Genomic DNA, 19,097 nt, shown 5'->3' with positions numbered 1-19,097 from the left:
TTATGTAAGACGCTGTTATATCCATATATTAGTATATTATAGAGCTATATTAGAGGGATGTCAAATATAAAAATCATAACAGTTCGATATATATCTACTTTATCATACCTTTTATATAATATTATTTCCTTGGTAGGAACCTACCCCACCAATAACATTAATCACCTGATATCCTTGCTTCGTCAAGTGATTACATGCCATGGAACTTCTACCGCCTGAATGACACACAATGTAATACTCCTTCTCTTTCGAAATATACTTCTGAGGAGTTGCTAATAACTGGTCCATCGGTATATTCTTAGCAGATTGAATTGCACCTGTGTGATATTCATAGGGCTCTCTAATATCAATAAGTTCTATCTTTCCTAATAATTGATCAATTTCGTTTACATTAACTGTTTTTGTATTTTGTTTTAAAAATGAAAACATAATCTATCCTCCGTGTGATTTTTTAGAAAGAAGGTTCTTTATCATTTTCTGTTTTAGAGTGAACAAAATCCACTCATGAGATAAAGTGTATGAATGCTTGCTTAACTTCTTTCGCTAATCCTTATTATATCCAAATAGATAAATATATAAGTGATTAAGTCACACGAGATAAATACGATTAATCCTTTATGAAGTCTCAATGATATAACTATCCTTCGAATTCAAATGAATAATCTTCGTAGCTATTTTCTTGGTAAATACAGTATCATGCTCTACAAAGAGCATGGTTGGCTGATATTCTAACAATAGCTCTTCAATCTGTATTCTTGATAGAACATCAATATAATTAAGTGGTTCATCCCAGATAAACAAATGAGAAGGAGAGATTAAGCTTCCTGCTAAGAGTACCTTCTTCTTTTGCCCTTCACTATATTCCTCCATATTCTTTTCAAATTGAATTCGTGGAAAATCTAACTTACGAAGTAACATCTTAAATGTACTCTCTTTAAATCCCATAGATTCTATATGATCCTTTAAGGAACCTTTCAAAAAGCTTGTATCCTGTGGTACATAGGATATAACAACGTCATTGGTTAATTTGATATTACCTTTATACTGATATAAGATGTTAGAGTTCTTATTTTTCTTATCATGATCCAAAATAAATTTTAGAATACTTGATTTTCCACAACCATTTTTTCCACTTAAAGCGATGCGTTCTCCAACATTCAATGTAAAAGTTAGATTTTTGAACAGGTAATTGTCAAATAAATCATCATTTTGTTCATTTAAGTAACCAAGTGTTAGATCCGTCACATCCAGAACTCGATTCTTCTTCATCTCTAACAGATTCATTTTTAAAGATTCCGTTGTATCAATATCCTTTAACAATTTTGATTTTTCTTCAATCTCTCGATTCTTTCTATGCTCAATTGCTTTCGCGCGTTTCATCATCTTGGCTGATTGCGCTCCAATATATCCACGATCCACAGGTCCTGCACCAATCTTCGTACTTTCAATCTTATCCGACCATCCTGCTGTATTACGAACTGCTACCTCAAGGTGTAGAATACTTTTCTCTAGCTTTTCATTTTCTGCTAGCTCAAATTGATCCCTTCGGTTCTTATTTTCTTGCCAAGTAGAGAAGTTTCCTTTAATGACCTCTATTGTATTTCGATTAATTGATAATATATGATCAACTACATGATCTATAAAATCTCGGTCATGGGATACCAATAAGAATCCCTTTTTTGTTGCCAAGTAATCTTTTAACACTTCTCTTGCATCCATATCAAGATGATTGGTTGGTTCATCGATTAATAGAAAATTATTCTTCTTTAGAAATAGCCCTGCCAATAATAGCTTAGTCTGTTCCCCATTACTTAATGTAGAGAAAGGACGATATAGTACCTCTTCCTTAAGTTTCAGTTTTGCAATTTCTTTTTTGATCAATTCTTCAATTTGATATCCATCATGTAACAAATATTGATTCAATATTTCACTATATTCGTTGTATGAATCACTCTCTTCTAAAAGATCGGCTTTGAGTTCAAATTCTTTCTCATAGTCTCTCATTTTCTTATCCCACTCTAAGAATGGAGCTATGATTGTTTTGATGATCTCTAATGTGATTGTATCCTTCTCTTCTACCTGAAAAGGAAAATAATCAAAAGAAACATTACTTACAATTGTTCCTCTATAATCATATTTGCCTAAGAGTAGATTTAGAAATGTAGTTTTTCCTTTGCCGTTTCTCCCAATGAACCCCAACTTCCAATCGGTGTCAAATTGAAAACTCGTATTTTCAAAAATATTATCGTAACTCGTTTCATAAGAAAAAGTTAAATTATTTACACTAATTTCTGCCATATAAATTCCGCCTTTCGATGTACATCAAAATAGCATCTTTCCTAATCTTAGTAAGGTTTTCTTAATCAGAAAAGCCAATATAAGATAAAAAAAGCTATAGGACCTCTCTATCCCATAGCTTTCAGTAATTTACAAACTCACGATGTATCAATATAATAATGATAATTGTATAGCACTATTGATTACTAGCAAACAGTATAATTGATCTAAGCATTAATCTAAGATTAATCGAAACCAAATAAACTAGATGCTAAATAAGAACGCGCATACAATAACATCATATTCAATACAACAATATTATAAATTAGGTGATAAAATAGGATTGTCAATTGCTATTTCAATGTGTATATATTATAAAAGTAATATAGAAATAATATAAAAATAACGCGATCCTATCTTCGATAACTATTCATAAGCACAAGAAAATAAGCAGTATCTAAAATTACCAAACTGCAATTAAGCGCTACTATGTAAAACTAGTTATACACAAAAACAAGTCATAACCTCTGACCTACCGATATTTTATTAATTATCTCTATACAAACACTTTGAAATTGTATTCTTTTTGAATTAGCAATTAACTATCATATTTTAGCCACCTTTCCTATTGATTTTTTATATACTAACATAAATACTTGACGAACGCAAGCACAACATGTAATTTATGGAAAACTTATATAATACCCTTTCTCCAACATTGATAACATAATGCAATATATTTGTCATCTCCACCAATATCAATGGAACTGTCCCCACTATATACAATCTTACCATCCGCATATCTTGCATTTATGATTGCTTTTCTTCCACATTTACACATAGATTTTATTTCACGAATGGTGTCTGATACTTCCAATAGACGCTTGCTTCCCTCAAACAGATTCCCCATAAAGTCCGTTTTTAATCCGTAACACATTACTGAAATACCATTATCCACAAGGTCCCTAAGTTCATTTACTTGATCTTTCGACAAGAACTGTGCTTCATCCACTACAATTAAATAAATATCTTTTTCATCATTTAAAATTGCTTTAACACTTGAATCTGGATGAATTAGAACCGCGTCAGCATCAATACCAATTCTAGACTTCACTGTATGAATTCCATCCCTATCGTCAATACTTGGTTTCATTAGTATGACTTTTTTTCCATGCTCTTCAAAGTTAAATTTCGTCATTAGTGCATTTGCTGTTTTACTTGAGCCCATTACGCCGTAATAATAGTACATTTTCATGTTAATACCATGCCTTTCAGTTTTAGTGACTTCTTATCCCCTGATAGTCCCAAACCATTTTTTATCTTAATTTTTTACAATAATATAAATAACAATGTTATGAATAATCTGTTATTTATAACATTTTATATTATAGCATGGATTTCAAAAAATTCATGCCCTAAATTATAAAAATTTTATTTTATATCCAAGTTTCTTCAATGGCCTATTAGGATTAGATTGGGAATAATTAATCCACTAGAACAATATCTCACCAACTATTTAATACATAAAATTAATCATCTATGCCATACTATTATAGCAACGATTCTTACTAAATTTATATGACAGAAGGGAGTTGATTATCTATGGCAAAGGCAGGAATGAGAAGACCTGATCCTAGTGATCCACACGGTACAGAAAGTAATAAGAGAATGCATACTCAAAAAAATGAAGTGCCACCAGTTCCAGAATTACAAGGAAAAGCAAAACACGGTAAAACAAAGGCTAACCCAATGTAAGACTTTAGTAGATATCTTATAGTAGAATTGAAAATATCATCTAACTTTTCATGATAGGAGCAACCACAATAAGTGATATGCTCCTTTTGTAATAATAAAGACCAACAGCTTATAATTGTTGGTCTTTATTATTAATTACTCAGACTTCATAGCTAGAAAACAAATATTCAATAAATTTACTATTTGCGAAGTTTATTCAAAGTTCCTAGTAAATATATCTGTATTTTCTAACAGACTTTCAATAGTATCAAATCCTAGGCGATTTAATAATTCAATTACATACGGATTCTCGATTGGAGTTGGATATGGAGAATCATCTCCATAGATATCTACTTTCTTAGTAGCCTCTTCTACAGGAATAACTGCTTTGGGGCCACCCACGCAACCACCTCTGCAGCCCATGCCCTCAAAGAAGTTCGCATCTGTCGTCTCCTCTAGAATCTCATTCATCATAGCCCTACAAGCAGGGACACCGTCTGCTCGCTTGGTTTTGATGGTTATCTTACGATGAGGGTTAATCCGTGTTAGTGTCTTTTCAACTGCTTCGCTAACTCCACCAGCTCTGGCATAGATTCTACCAGCTCTTGAAGAGTGATCTTTCTCACTATCTTCCATCTTACTAGGGTCAATTCCTAATGCATCAAAAATATTCTGAACCTCTTGAAAGGTAAGTACATAATCTACTGCATCTGCAATATCTTTTTCTCTAGCTTCTGCTTTTTTGGCCATACATGGTCCAATAAATACGGTTAGTGCATCTGGATGTAGTATCTTGATTGCCCTTCCAGAGGCTACCATCGGTGATACAGAACCTGGTACATGTGGCATTAGTTCATGGTATTTTTTGCGAATCATTCCAATCCACATAGGGCAACAGCAACTTGTAAGCTGATAATCACTTTCCTTAAGAATTTTTTTATCGAACTCAAGGGCTTCCTTTAATGTCAGAATATCAGCAAATAAAGCGACTTCAATCATTCCATCAAATCCAACTTCTTTTAATGCATTTCTTAGTTTTCCAGGAGTTACATCTTCACTGAACTGTCCGAGAAAAGCTGGGGCAATTAATGCATATACAAGACCTTTCGAGGAGCGAATTGCCTTAAGTGTTGGAATGATATCCGTTGTTGCCCTCAACTTTTCACTACCACAACCATGAATACATTCAGAACAACCAACGCATAACTCTTGATCTATTATTACTCCTACTTCTGGGTCTATTTTCATTGCATCAAAAGGGCATTTCTTTATACATTCTGTTTGATCTTCTGTAGAACAACTACACTTTCCAGTATTTAGTATCAATGGATGCTTATGTGGATGTAATAAGCAGTCAAGGTGATCCGGTTCGAACTCACCTTCTATTTGTTTAATTCGATCAAAGTCGTTATTTATTGCTGATTCTAGTACATAATCATATAATTCTTTAAAGGTCTTCATGACAATTTCCTCCGTCCTTTTTAAAAAGGTAATCATATTGCTTTATTATATACTTCTGAACATTTATTATTCGCGGCTTTTTGCTTAGTTGCTATGAATTAGCAGTTGCCAACTTTTCTTTTATCTTTTCATTTAACTTACCTTTCAATCTTTCTGTTTCTTCTGCAATTTTTTTACTATCAATCCGTTCAAACAATATATGAGTCTTTGGTATAACATAATCCTCCTCTACCGTTTGAAATGTCCACTTTTTATCAAGAGAAAACCATTCTATTACTTCGTCTGATGAGAATGGAAGGAAAGGAGATAAAAGTACAGAGAGATTAGCAATTACTTGAACACAATTATATAAAGTATTCTTACAATGATCGATATCACTATTTCTAGTCTCCCAAGGCTTATGATAATCAAAATATTTATTTGTCAACCGAATCATATGAAATAAATGATCAAGTGCCTCCTTTAGATCTCCGTTTTCAATTTGAATTCCTGTATCAATATATAAATCCTTTAACTTCTGTTCGATTTCTGTATCTAGAACTCCAGAAGGAACCTTTGAATTAAAATACTTCTGAATGAATACGATAGTACGATTAATTAGGTTACCATATGCTCCTAATAACTCACTATTATGACTTTGAATGAATTCTCTGTAAGTAAAATCCGTATCTCTTTTCTCTGGTCCATTTGTAATTAAGAAATAGCGAATGCTATCAGCTTGATACTTATCTATAATATCCTTCACCCAGATTGCATAGTTTCTACTAGTTGATATTTTATCACCTTCCAATGTTAGGTATTCGTTTGATATAATCTTATCTGGAAGGTGATAATTGACATCTGAATTATTTATTTCTCCATGTGCTAATAACAAGGATGGAAGGATAATGGTATGAAATGGTATATTATCTTTCGCATGCACATAATAGTGAATTGCATCCTTACCCCATAATTTTTCTATTTTCTCTCCTCGTAACTTTGCTACTGCTTCACTCATGGATAGATATCCTAGTACATTTTCTGCCCAGATATAGATCTTCTTATCTTCATATCCCTCTTTTGGAACATCAACTCCCCAATCTAGATCTCTTGTTATTGCTCGATCACGAAGTCCTTCTTTGATATATCGATTGGTAAATGAGATAGCATTCTTTCTCCACTCAGGATGGGTATCTACTAATGATTGCAACTCCTTTTCTAGCTTAGAAATAGCTAAATATAAGTGTTTTGAAGTTCGAAATTCAGGAGACGTACCACATATTTTACAGGTTGGCTTGATTAATTGTTCTGGTTCTAATACACTACCACAGCTATCACATTGATCTCCTCTTGCTTTCACCTTGCATTTCGGACATATTCCTTCTACATAACGATCCGCTAAAAAGCTATTACAATGAGGACAATATGCTTGAGGAGCCTCTTTCTCATACACATATTCACTTTGATAAAGCTTCTTATGAAATTCTCTAACAAAATCATTGTGTTCTTTCATTGTTGTTTTACCATATAAGTCATAGCTAAAACCTAACTTTTTAAAACACTCTTTAAACTCTTCATGATAATAATCACTGACTTCTAATGGAGTTTTCTTCTCTTCTTTTGCACGAATTGTAACAGGAGTACCATAACAATCGCTTCCTGATACATAATATACGTGATCTCCATTCGCTCTATGATATCTTGCAATAACATCCGCTGGTAATAATCCAGCAATATGGCCTATGTGTAAAGAGCCATTGGCATATGGCCATGCTCCACCTATTAATATATTTTGATTCATATTGATTCCTCTTTTCTGAATTTGATTTGGTATACACGTAATGAAATTCACACTAGCTCTCATCTATCGCCTCAAGCGACGTATAAATCAAGGGTGTAAAATGTTTTTAATTTTACACTCATATCTCATAATTCTGCGTGCTAATATAAAATAACATAAAAAAACTCTCACCTCCGAAAATTAAATTTTCGAGGGCGAGAGTTCACTATATCAACTTCGCGTTACCACCTCAAATTCATCTATATCTCACGATACAGACCTCATCAGCTACGGATTATGGAATGACATAATTGATAGCTTATCACGATAACGGGTGCGTCCGTCGCAGCCTAGATTCTAAAGTTAGAATCGTCGGTACGAAGCTCCAAGACCATGTTCGACAATAGAGGTCTCTACCCATTCTCAGCGCACTGGGTTCTCTGTAAAAGTTCTTATCGTCTACTCTTCTTTTCGTTGCCTTTAATTGTTATATATTCTATGCCTTAAATTTATATTTGTCAATTATCTTTTGATTTATTATATGATTTCTCTATTAATTATTTAAAGTGTCATTTCATTTTTATAGAGTGGAGATATCAGATAATGGTATATTATGTTAACTCAGATGTTTACAACCATCCCATTGGATGGTATAATTTTTTCATAGAGTTTATCATAAAAGGAAGTTATGTAATGAACGAAACAAACATAAATACAACTGAAAAAATCACTATCAATATCAATACGATTGACCTTGGCTATATAGACTTACTTGTTAGTGAGGGTTATTATTCAACAAGAACAGAATTTATAAAATCAGCAATAAAAAAACAAATTGAGAAGCATGAAGATGACACAAAACAGCTTTTAGAACAAAGAAAAAGTTATGGATACCAATTCTCAATTGGCGTTGGAGGATTTTCTAAGACAGAACTTGAAAAGATTATTAAGAATAAGGAAAAGAAAATAAAAATTATTTTTGTAGGTTTATTTGTTTTATCCAAAGACATAACACTGGAGCTACTTGAGCAAACTGTTGAATCAATTAAAGTATACGGGGTATGTAGATGTTCTCAAGAAATCAAAGATAAATATAAATTATAATACTAAAAATCTGCAATATAGAGTATAAAAGGAGGGATTTGAATCCCTCCTTTTATTACTCTATATTGATTATTTATAATTACATTCAATAATTTCGATAAACTTAAAGACTAAGGTCTTTTACCTTACTTTCTCCAATCACCTTAATACCTTCTTTTGCTAACAATTCTGCAGCCTTACCACTTCCATCTACTAACTTTCCTTGAAATGTCCCATCATATACTTTACCATATCCGCAAGATGGACTTCTTTCTTTTAGAATAGCTAGTTCACAGTGATATTCTTTTGCAATTTCTAAAATCTTTCGCGCACCAGCTTCAAACTCCTTAGTCACATCTATCCCCATCTTAGAATAAACTTTACCATCTCTAATTTCTGATGGATCCCTTGGAGTTGTTAGCCCACCTAGTTCTTCTGGACAGATTGGAATTAAGTTATGTTTCTCTTTAAGATTAACTACATCTAATATCTCTTTATCCGAACCATCATACCTGCACGGAATTCCTAATAAACATGCACTTACTAATATATTCATTGAGCTACTCCTTTTGATTGCTGTCTATAAAGTTCATAATTTTATCTACGACTATCTTTTGTTGTTCTTCTCTCGTAATGCTAGCCTTTCCATCGCCTTTTTGCTCTCCATAATTGCCGTAATAAGCGTGATTTCCACCTGATATCTCGAACTCATTCTTATGTGTAAGTTTCGATTTATTTAATACCTTATCTTCACTTCCATAAAGCGTTAATGAAGGTACCTCGATATCACCAACTGGATAAGCTCCCAATAGAATAAGCCCTTTCCAAATAGATGATGTACCATCACTAGCGCATTTGCTAGCCATCGCGCCACCTAATGAATGACCACCTATGTACCAATTCTCAATCTCAGGGTAATCCTTATATATTTTATTAGCAGCGTTACTATGAAATACAGCTAATTTAAATGGCATTTTTGCTAAGATACAAGTAATACCTTCATTGGATAATTTCATCAATAATGGCGAGTATGCTTTTGGTTCTACTTTACCACCTGGATAGAAGATAAATCCCGTTTTTAAATCTTTCTCTTTCTCTGGGTAATAGATAATTCGATTATTTTTCTCAACCATTCTTGAGCCCATTTCTTTAGATACACTCTTTGCAGTTTGATCTGCTTTATAGTAGTTCAGAGTATATATAAAGAATGCGCTAAAGAGTGCTAATATTACGATTAATACTCCAATTCCTATTCTTTTTAATATTTTTCTTGACTTCATATAAGCTCCTATTCTTTATAATGATATAAAAAAGACTTTTGACCCCAACATCATTTTATACGCTCCCCGACAAATGACCTGTTTCAAAATCTTGCATGGCAATTTGAACAAAACAGGTCATTTGTAGGCAACTCATTTTATAATACTATAATCATAACAGTCTTCAATGATTTGAAATCCAATTTTTTTGTACACTCGGTTTGATATTGGATTGGTTTTATCAACAAATAGTGTTACAAATTGATTGCCATCCTTTAATAGTTGATTGCATAGATGATACATATTCGTCATTGCATAATTGCGACCACGGTATTTTTTAGGTGTATATACATAGTTAATACAGGTTCCATGTATTAGTTTACGGGCAGGCGCTGCCATGGATACTATCTCATTTTCTTCATTTTCAAATAAATAGAAAACCTGATGTTCAATCTGACGTTCTACTTTTTCTAAAATACGATTCGGATCGATTACTTCACCTAATGCTTCAAATGCAAATTCACTTTCCCACTGTGCCATTAAATCACGATCTTTCGCATTAGCAAGCCTAGAATGACCCTTAGTTAAATCTACAGATGAAAGTTCTCTTAACTCCATTATGTCCATCGCAAGAATTTGCTTAAATTCTACATTTGTTAATTTTCTGTATTGTTCAATGAACGCAGTAGTATATATAGAATTCGAATTCACGCCATTAATCTCTATGTTATGTTCTAGAATATAACGAGCTAATAATTCCATCGCATCTTCCTTTACTTCTTTTTCTTCGGAATAGATTAAAAGCTTATACGGAAGTATGTTACAGAATACAATCAGTGCATCATCTCCATTTACTATTTTTCCAAACAGATAAGAATCTTGATTTTCTTCTTTTGCCTTTGCCATTGCATTAAATAATATGAGTTGAGATACAGATTCCCTTTTCAACAGATAATCTTTATGTTCTCCTAAGAAATCTATTGCATTACTTATTACTAATTCCATTTATTGATCCTGCCTTTCTAAATTTATATGCAAACTTACATAAGCTTATATGTAAAATATGATAATTACATTCTATTATTATACAATAATACCAATTAATGCAATAAATACCCCTGTATATGATACTAATTTACTAATTAGAAATTCTTTTCTGTTAAACCCTCATTTGTTATAATGTGGAAGTCGTAATTATTCTAATTAAATATTTCGATTACGATTCTTGTAAGCAAAAGTTAATATTTGTCGTTAGAATCTAGTTATAAAGCAATCGTATTTGCTAATCTAAGGAGGTATTCATTTGAAGAAGTATTACAAAACCTTATCAATAATTTTATTAATCATTCTAATCGTACAACCATTTCAGAATACAAGTATGGTTGACGCAGCTAATAAAGAAATTATTCCTATACTGCTAAACGATATCAATGATTTACAATCTTATATTGATACAAATGGGGATTATTCTTCACAAATCAATTTAAAACAAACAGATAAAGTATATAAAGTAACCGTTATCGAAACCGGAATTTTATATATAAAATCTTATTCCACAAATAGTAAATCTAACATATCTATTTACACCAATTCTTTATTAACGAGCTGCATCTCATATAAAAAATGTATTAAACAAACTGGTACTAATATCTATTTATCCATCGATCCTGGTACCTATTATATTAAACTAAGTAATACCTCTAAGACAAATGATAAAATAACAAATTATATTGGATTTTTACCTTCTGAATCCATAATAGATATTAAGAGCATATCCATTAATAAAACTAAATCTACAGCAACTGTTAATTTTGGCATCGGACTAGATACCTATAATGAGGTTCGAGTGGTACCAGGTGAAGTACTATATACCGATATTGCCAATAAGAGAACATGGAAGACCTCTTCTAAAGATACACTTGTAACACATGAACAATATAAAGTATCTAAAAATGGCTTATATACAGCTAGATTGATATTTAATAATGGGCAAAACATGGTAACTACTCATTTTGAAGTTACCAATCTTAAAGATATCAAGCCAAGTATCCCTACCGTTAGAACTTGTAATGCAGGTACTGATCTAATCTCTGGAACTGCCCAGAAATATTCAACCGTATATATGCAGATTGGAATCATACAATACAACTCAAAAGTAAAATCGAATGGAACTTACTTTGTTAGAACATGTGAGCTGTTAAGAGGAATGAAAGTTAAATCTTGGATCATTAATACCAACGGTCAAAGGAGTAATATGTCCTATCATGTAGTAAAATAATAAATATGATTCGAAGGTCAAAAGCCTTATTTTAGTTTAGTAAGTGTATATCGCTGTATAATTATGAATTTTGGCTACCTTTCCCTCAAACATCATATTTTTTACAAGCCTCAGAACAAGCAAAAATACTCACTTACGTTCCCATTTTTACTTTGAGTCTTGACAAAATATAAACGATACTTTCGGCCGGACTACGGCATAATTAATAATTATACATCAATATACACAATCTAGGTTAAGAAAAGCTTTTGACTCTCGAATCATAAATATATATATGTAATTTAAGTAAGATAAAATACTTAATGATTTTATCTTACTTAATGTAACTGTGAATTACGAGAAGATATCTTCTAGTTCTTCTTTCGATAGTTTGTTTATAAACACTTCTTTAGACTGTATTACTGATTCCGATAAGGCTTTCTTACTTTGTTGAAGTTTATATATCTTCTCCTCAATAGTACCTTTCGTGATCAGACGAATAACTTGTACTGATTTTGTTTGACCTATACGATATACACGGTCTGTTGCTTGCTCTTCAACAGCTGGGTTCCACCAAGGATCATAATGTATAACTGTATCAGCACCAGTTAAGTTGAGTCCTGTACCTCCAGCTTTTAATGAGATTAAAAATACGCTATTTTCGCCAGCATTAAATCTCTTAACATAATCAGCACGAACATCCATCGGTGTTGATCCGCTTAATATAAAATATGAAATACCTTGCTCAGCGAATTCTTTCTCTATGATTTCTAACATGGATGTAAATTGTGAAAAGATTAATATTCTATGTCCGTTTGCAATGGCATCTGGTAATATCTCCATTAAGAGCTCTAACTTCCCGCTTCCACCCTTGTAATTATCAATAAATGTTGCTGGATGACAACAGATCTGTCTTAATCTAGTCAACGCAGCTAATATCTTCATCTTACTCTTTTCAAATCCATTTGTTTTGATCTCACTTGATATCTCGGAACGAATATTCTCAAGAAATGAAAGATATACTTTCTTCTGTGAATCTGTTAAATCAGTAAGCATTTTAGTTTCAACTTTTTCTGGTAATTCATTTAATACCTCTTTTTTCATACGTCTTAATATAAAAGGACTAATATGTTGCAATAGGTCATTTAACGCAGATTGATCTTCTTCTTTTGTAATAGGCTTTTCATATCGATTCATAAACTTAGTATGGCTCAATAAATAAAATGGCATGACAAAGTCAAAGATTGACCATAATTCGGATAATGCATTTTCAATTGGAGTTCCGGTCAATGCAAATTTGTGTTCTGCATTAATTAACTTAACGGATTTTGCATTCAAAGAATTGGCATTCTTTATAAACTGAGCTTCATCTATGAACATCGTATCAAATTGAATTGGCTCATAGAATTCACTATCTCTACGAATTAATGGATAAGATGTAATTAATACATCAAGTTCTTTATAACTTTGGATAATCTCTTGTCTTAGCTCTGGTGCACCTGATACGACTTCTGCTTTTAAGAATGGAGCAAAATTCTGAATCTCATCCTGCCAATTGTATACCAAAGAAGATGGACATACGACCAAGTATGGCTTCTTATCTTGACTTTGTTCCTTATCCCTTTTTAATGCTCTTCCTGCCATATATACAATGGATTGTAAGGTCTTACCTAGACCCATATCATCTGCGAGAATTCCTCCTAGATTATTATCTGCTAAGGTACGTAGCCATTTATAACCAGTAACTTGATAACTTCTTAATTCTGCTTGAATCTCTGTAGGTATCGAATAATCAGTTGTACTAGGGTTCGTTATTTTATCTACAAATTTTGAGAATTCTTGATTCTTAATGACAGCTAATTCTTCACTTTCTTTTAACACCGTATTAAGATATAATGCATTCTGTTTTGGTAAAGAAAGCGTACCATCCTTAACATCTTTGCTTGTTAAGTTCAAGTATTCCAAGATATCAGCAATATTTTCAAGATTCTTATCATTGAGATCTATAAAACTTCCGTTTTTCAAGCGATAATATTTTCTCTTAAGTCGAAAGGAATGTAACATATCCTTTAATTCATCTTTTGGAATGTCCTCATATTCAAATGTAAAGTCAAAGAAATTACTATCTGATTTGGTAGCTAAATTGGTGGTAAGATTACCAGGCTTTCGTATCGTAATTCCTTTAAATGCATCAGAATAGAACAACTCACATTTCTCATTTAATTCATGAATTCGATCTGTCAATAACTCATAGATATACTTTTCATCTTTCATGATAAAGACATTCTTGTATGGTTCAAAATGTAAACTATCTAAGAAGTCAAAAATACGTTCTTCCTGTTCTGGCTGTCTTACTACGATAATACCTTCTGTTTTCATTTCCTCTAAAGGGTTAAACTTATAATCACCATATTGGAATAGTAATTCAGCTTTAATATTTGTTTTATATTTATCAAGATAAATCGTAGTCTTTAAGTCAGAAACTATATATTTCTCCCTAATTGATTCTGGCAAATCAATCTTCATGGTATTATTTATCTTAGGAAGTACAACTTCTAGGAATTTTTCTTTATGTTCCCCTTTAAAGACTAGCGGTTTTTTATCTTTCCCTAACGTATTATAAAATGGTACATAATTCTTGATAAACTGTTCTTCCGGTTTAAACAGAACGCCTCTTGAATAAAGTAGCTCTCCATTATCCGTAATCGGTACAATTTCTTCATTCTGTCTTTCTGTTATGATAATAGAATCTTCTTCTATATCTAATTCGTATTGAATCTTTGGATTGCCATTTTTGAATATGATATCTTCATATTCTTTTCCATAGAGCTCTAAGTTAAAAGGTAGATCATCTAATATACTTAATAACTTCACTAACATATTTTTAGTAAAAGCCATTTGTGTTTTATTAAATAAATTGGAATAATACACTTTACCCAATGCTTCTTGAATTTCAAAGATTTCTAACAAATAATCTAGTACATCTTGTGATGTCTTATCAAATCTACTTTCATTTGCGATATAGTTAAATTCTTTACCTAGAGCAATATTTTCATGATTATAATAATCGGTTAAAAATTTCTTAATAGATTGAACTTTATATAGTTTATTACTTCCAGCATGAATGGAAAGATATATTTTACCAGATTCCTTTTTTAATAAAGAAGGTATCGTTATTGTTGGTTTAATATGAAATGTCTCACCGTATGTTTTACGGGTCTCTTGGTGATTGAAATAATCAATAATTTGATAAATCTTCTTCTCTTCACTATCCATTGGATTTAGATTTTCTTTTCGATCTAGATAATCAGTGATAAATAATAATGTAGCTACTACATGCTTACAAGCACCCTGATACTTCACGGAAGCAGGGCAATTACAACTATAAGAAAAAGAACTATCTGGTTTAACATCGACTGTAACGATATAATTCGATTTTCCTTTTACGATAGCTCGATACTGTTTATTTATATTTGACCAAGTAACATTGACAATTGCATTATTCTTATAATAATTAAGACCTCTAGAATATACCATTTCATCAATTGCTAATTTTCTTATTTGTGCTTTGTTGATTTTTAACATACTTGGACTCCTTATTGTATAGCTAATTTTATAACATCTTATTATTATAACACAATTTTTTTATTAATGCCTTAAAAAGCTAACAAATTTTAATTTTTATTTAAAATTTGGTTAGTGTGTCAAAAATCATATTTTAATTTACATGAGTATATAAATATAAGTCAAAAGAGTGCACAATTTCATAATAATATGAGTATTATATACAAATTCTTTATGATATTTTTATCATATTTTATAATAATTTTATAAAATTATAATATTTTATAATATATACTTGAAAAATATATAGCGAGAACATAAAATTTTATTTGTATGTTTCTTTATTCAGTTCTTTAAGATATGATTCAATGATTATATTTGTGTTGTTCCCTAACAAAGTAGTTATTATTTACCATATATTTTGTTACGAAGCTGCATAATGAAATCCACAGGAGAACATTTTTCCTCGTGTTGAAGTGATTAAGGTTACCTTTTGAAATTAATAGACATACACTGTACGTTTGATAACAGAATAATGAAAAGGAAATCGTTGTTAGTCAAACACTAGACAAAAAAGTGGAGGTCATATGTAACATGGAAAAACTAAAGCCAAAATTATTTTCCGTTCTAAAGCACTATTCGAAAGAGCAACTGATAAAGGATATTATTGCTGGTATTATTGTAGCTATAATTGCTCTCCCTTTATCGATTGCATTAGCAATTGCATCAGGTGTTAATCCAGAAAGAGGTCTATACACTGCAATAATTGCTGGATTCTTTATCTCCTTCCTAGGAGGTAGTAGAGTACAAATTGGCGGTCCGACAGCTGCTTTTGTAGTAATCATCTATGGTATTATCGAGCAACATGGTGTAAATGGGCTTATCATTGCAACTATCATGGCTGGTATTTTATTAATCATCATGGGTTTATTGAGATTCGGTAGTTTAATCAAATTTATTCCCTACACAATTACAACAGGGTTTACCTCTGGTATTGCTGTAGGTATCTTTGCTGGCCAGATCAAAGATTTTCTTGGGTTAAAAATGGGTAGCGTTCCTTCTGAATTTATTGAAAAAATGAAGTCTTATGGCGAACATATTTCAACAATTAATGGTTCAGCTTTATTAATTGGAGTAATATCATTACTTATTCTTATATTCTGGCCAAAAATTACAGATAAGATACCTGGTTCACTTATTGCTGTAATTGTAACTACTATTCTCGTTAAATTCATGGGAATGCATGTAAATACGATTGGCAGTGTATATGGTGAGTTATCCAGTCAATTACCAACACCACAAGTGCCAGATTTCAGTTTTAAAGTAATTAAAAGCTTAATCTCGCCTGCATTTACCATTGCTTTATTAGCAGGTATCGAATCCTTATTATCGTGTGTTGTATCCGATGGTATGATTGGAAGTAAACACCGCTCTAATATGGAGTTAATTGCTCAAGGTGTCGGAAATATCTTCTCCAGTTTATTTGGTGGTTTACCAGCTACAGGTGCAATTGCAAGAACTGCTGCTAATGTTAAAAATGGAGGTAGAACTCCTATCTCTGGAATGGTTCATTCTATTACTTTATTATTAATCTTATTAATACTAATGCCACTTGCAGCTTTAATTCCTATGCCAACACTTGCAGCTATCTTAATCATGGTAGCATATAATATGAGTGAATGGAGAGTCTTTGTAGACCTTGTAAAATCTGCACCTAAAAGTGATATTATAGTTTTAGTAGCTACATTTTTATTAACTGTAATCTTTGATTTAGTAGTCGCAATTGAGATTGGTATTGTATTAGCTGCTTTTCTATTTATGAAAAGAATGGCAGATGTTACTGATATCAAAGGTTGGAAGTATCTCGAAGAAGAAGATTATGATGAAGACAATGATCCAGAGAATATAAGCTTGAAGAAAGTTCCTAAGCATACCTTAGTATATGAAATCAATGGCCCTATGTTCTTTGGCGCCGCTGACAAGTTCATGGATATTACAAACGAAAGTGAACGTAAAATAAAAGTTATTATCCTAAGAATGAGAAGCGTTCCTGCTATGGATGCAACAGGACTTCATACTCTTCAAAAAGTAGAAAAAATATGTAAGAAGAAACATATTACTCTTCTATTCTCCCATGTACAAGAACAGCCATTATCTGTAATGGAAAAGTCTGGTTTCTATCAAGAGATTGGTGAAGCTAATTTCTGTTCCAGTATTGATGATGCGCTTGAAAAAGCTGCTATGATTCAAAGTGTGTAGTAAAAGATTATAACTATGATGTTGCCAGGCAATGACCTGTTTTGAAAGCAGTCTAGGCAATTTGTATAAAACAGAAAAACTCATGCTTCATTGAGTATGTATAAGAAGCTCTAGCTCTCAGTTCATTTCATGTAAAACATATGCTAGGACAGATAACTCGCTTCGCTCAAACAGATCTGTCCTAGCATATAACACAAAATGATCCGAGAACAAGACCTTCTAATACATATTCAAAGGCGCAATCGCTTTTTCTGTTTTGTGCAAATTGCCAGGCAAGATTTTGAAACAGGTCATTTGTCGGGCAAGTCATGATTATATCGCAATAAAAAGAGGAATCCATATCACATATATGAATTCTTCTTTTTTATTTCCTCTAGATGAATTTTTTTAAATTTCATGCAATGTATTTATACATCTATTTTTAATCACGTTTTTACCATTAATTGTTTCACTCAAATTGTTAACGCTACTAAAATCATATTTTCTCAGTATAATATTTTTTATATAAATAATAAGAACCAACAATGCTAACGATTACATCAATAATTATTATTGAAATTGTATATACAAACGCATAACTACCTGAGAATATCAAATTGCTAATAATAGTTAAAATACCCGATATCACAAAAACTATTCCGCCAAGTCTTTGAGACTTCATCCATACAAGTTCATTTGACATACTCCAAGTTGTTCTAAGACCAATATAGGAATTCATCCTACATTTTGGCATTACATTTCCTAATATAATAATTGCTATACCAAGAACAATAAACATAATCTGACTAGTATTAATTCTAATAGTTTTATTATGATCAGCGATTGAGTAAAATGCATCGTATATAAATAAGATTGTCATCACATTGAATACAAGTAATGTTGCAATACTAATGATATTAGATACCTTTTCATTGGAAACACTTGAGTTATCATCATTTTTTCGAACCACTGTTTTAGCAACAGTCTTTAAAAAAGTACCAATAAAAATAGTCATTACAGGAAATATTAACATCTCAAGCTTACTTCCCCAACGATTGATCTCCCCATTTATATTATAATGAACAGGTATTCTATCAGGTAAAAATATAAAACTAATAATAACCAACACCAAAGGTAAAAACATTAAACCATAATATAATAAATGTACCTTACTTTTCATTTGAATCTCCTCCTTTAAATTGCTCAAACCATAATAATACTTCTTCAAACACTGAAGTATTTAGTTCATAATAAATATAATTCTTATATTTACTTTCAATGATTAAATCTGCTTTTTTTAATTGATTTAGATGATACGAAATTGCTGCGCCCGTTATCTGAAAATGGTCTCCAATCTCACCTGCAGTTAATCTCCCATCACGTAACATTACCAGAATCTCTCGTCGTATTGGATCTGATAATGCTTTGAATGTTTCGGGGAATCCCATTATTTACTCCTTTCATC

15 protein-coding genes are annotated in these 19,097 nt (G+C 31.7%); 4 read left to right on the top strand and 11 right to left on the bottom strand.

All coding sequences use genetic code 11. The features are described from left to right. Nucleotides 1-111 precede the first annotated feature (111 nt). The 3 genes from bsdtb5_RS10045 to bsdtb5_RS10035 form a co-directional block, all read right to left on the bottom strand. Nucleotides 112-429, bottom strand: a complete 318-nt coding sequence (locus bsdtb5_RS10045; protein ID WP_271715882.1) for a rhodanese-like domain-containing protein — start codon at nucleotides 427-429, stop codon at nucleotides 112-114. A 186-nt stretch (nucleotides 430-615) separates the two neighbouring features. After that, a complete protein-coding gene (abc-f, locus tag bsdtb5_RS10040; protein ID WP_271715881.1) occupies nucleotides 616-2,298 on the bottom strand; it encodes a ribosomal protection-like ABC-F family protein in 1,683 nt (560 codons plus the stop codon). A 673-nt stretch (nucleotides 2,299-2,971) separates the two neighbouring features. Then, on the bottom strand, nucleotides 2,972-3,532 hold the full coding sequence (locus tag bsdtb5_RS10035; protein WP_271715880.1) for a thymidine kinase: 561 nt from the start codon (nucleotides 3,530-3,532) through the stop codon (nucleotides 2,972-2,974). A gap of 347 nt (nucleotides 3,533-3,879) precedes the next feature. Between bsdtb5_RS10035 and bsdtb5_RS10030 the strand changes: the two genes are divergently transcribed. Further along, nucleotides 3,880-4,032 (top strand): hypothetical protein, encoded by a 153-nt coding sequence (locus bsdtb5_RS10030; protein WP_271715879.1) that lies wholly within the window; start codon nucleotides 3,880-3,882, stop codon nucleotides 4,030-4,032. Nucleotides 4,033-4,224: 192 nt separating this feature from the next. On the opposite strand, the gene bsdtb5_RS10025 is transcribed toward bsdtb5_RS10030, so the two are convergent. Continuing rightward, on the bottom strand, nucleotides 4,225-5,472 hold the full coding sequence (locus bsdtb5_RS10025; protein ID WP_271715878.1) for a [Fe-Fe] hydrogenase large subunit C-terminal domain-containing protein: 1,248 nt from the start codon (nucleotides 5,470-5,472) through the stop codon (nucleotides 4,225-4,227). A gap of 91 nt (nucleotides 5,473-5,563) precedes the next feature. Beyond that, on the bottom strand, nucleotides 5,564-7,252 hold the full coding sequence (metG, locus tag bsdtb5_RS10020; RefSeq protein ID WP_271715877.1) for a methionine--tRNA ligase: 1,689 nt from the start codon (nucleotides 7,250-7,252) through the stop codon (nucleotides 5,564-5,566). Between the two features lie 672 nt (nucleotides 7,253-7,924). Between metG and bsdtb5_RS10015 the strand changes: the two genes are divergently transcribed. Further along, nucleotides 7,925-8,335, top strand: coding sequence for a hypothetical protein (locus bsdtb5_RS10015; RefSeq protein ID WP_271715876.1), 411 nt, complete (start codon nucleotides 7,925-7,927; stop codon nucleotides 8,333-8,335). Nucleotides 8,336-8,438: 103 nt separating this feature from the next. Here the strand turns inward: bsdtb5_RS10015 and bsdtb5_RS10010 are convergent, their stop codons facing one another. From bsdtb5_RS10010 to bsdtb5_RS10000, 3 genes are all read right to left on the bottom strand, one after another. Beyond that, complete coding sequence (locus bsdtb5_RS10010; RefSeq protein WP_271715875.1) at nucleotides 8,439-8,870, bottom strand: DUF523 domain-containing protein; 432 nt, start codon at nucleotides 8,868-8,870, stop codon at nucleotides 8,439-8,441. A gap of 4 nt (nucleotides 8,871-8,874) precedes the next feature. Further along, nucleotides 8,875-9,594: an alpha/beta hydrolase gene (locus tag bsdtb5_RS10005; protein ID WP_271715874.1), complete on the bottom strand. Its 720-nt coding sequence runs from the start codon at nucleotides 9,592-9,594 to the stop codon at nucleotides 8,875-8,877. Nucleotides 9,595-9,726: 132 nt separating this feature from the next. Further along, entirely contained in the window at nucleotides 9,727-10,578 is an 852-nt protein-coding gene (locus tag bsdtb5_RS10000; RefSeq protein WP_271715873.1) for a GNAT family N-acetyltransferase, read from the bottom strand. Between the two features lie 298 nt (nucleotides 10,579-10,876). On the opposite strand from bsdtb5_RS10000, the gene bsdtb5_RS09995 reads away from it, so the two are divergent. After that, nucleotides 10,877-11,851 carry a hypothetical protein gene (locus tag bsdtb5_RS09995; protein WP_271715872.1) on the top strand — a complete coding sequence of 325 codons (975 nt, stop codon included), beginning with the start codon at nucleotides 10,877-10,879 and terminating at the stop codon, nucleotides 11,849-11,851. Nucleotides 11,852-12,184: 333 nt separating this feature from the next. Here the strand turns inward: bsdtb5_RS09995 and bsdtb5_RS09990 are convergent, their stop codons facing one another. Beyond that, a complete protein-coding gene (locus tag bsdtb5_RS09990; protein ID WP_271715871.1) occupies nucleotides 12,185-15,415 on the bottom strand; it encodes a DEAD/DEAH box helicase in 3,231 nt (1,076 codons plus the stop codon). Nucleotides 15,416-15,988: 573 nt separating this feature from the next. Here bsdtb5_RS09990 and sulP point away from each other — a divergent pair. Continuing rightward, a complete protein-coding gene (sulP, locus tag bsdtb5_RS09985; protein ID WP_271715870.1) occupies nucleotides 15,989-17,653 on the top strand; it encodes a sulfate permease in 1,665 nt (554 codons plus the stop codon). A 475-nt stretch (nucleotides 17,654-18,128) separates the two neighbouring features. Here the strand turns inward: sulP and bsdtb5_RS09980 are convergent, their stop codons facing one another. Together bsdtb5_RS09980 and bsdtb5_RS09975 are read right to left on the bottom strand one after the other, a co-directional pair. Then, on the bottom strand, nucleotides 18,129-18,812 hold the full coding sequence (locus bsdtb5_RS09980) for a DUF1648 domain-containing protein (RefSeq protein WP_271715869.1): 684 nt from the start codon (nucleotides 18,810-18,812) through the stop codon (nucleotides 18,129-18,131). After that, nucleotides 18,802-19,080, bottom strand: coding sequence for an autorepressor SdpR family transcription factor (locus bsdtb5_RS09975; RefSeq protein WP_271715868.1), 279 nt, complete (start codon nucleotides 19,078-19,080; stop codon nucleotides 18,802-18,804). Before bsdtb5_RS09975 ends, bsdtb5_RS09980 begins: the two co-directional genes overlap by 11 nt. Nucleotides 19,081-19,097: the final 17 nt, after the last annotated feature.

Origin of the sequence: Anaeromicropila herbilytica (assembly GCF_016591975.1) — a bacterium.
In the GTDB taxonomy this organism is placed as follows: domain Bacteria; phylum Bacillota; class Clostridia; order Lachnospirales; family Lachnospiraceae; genus Anaeromicropila; species Anaeromicropila herbilytica.
Note: the sequence above shows the minus strand (reverse complement) of the source record. Positions and strands in the feature narration are given on the sequence as shown.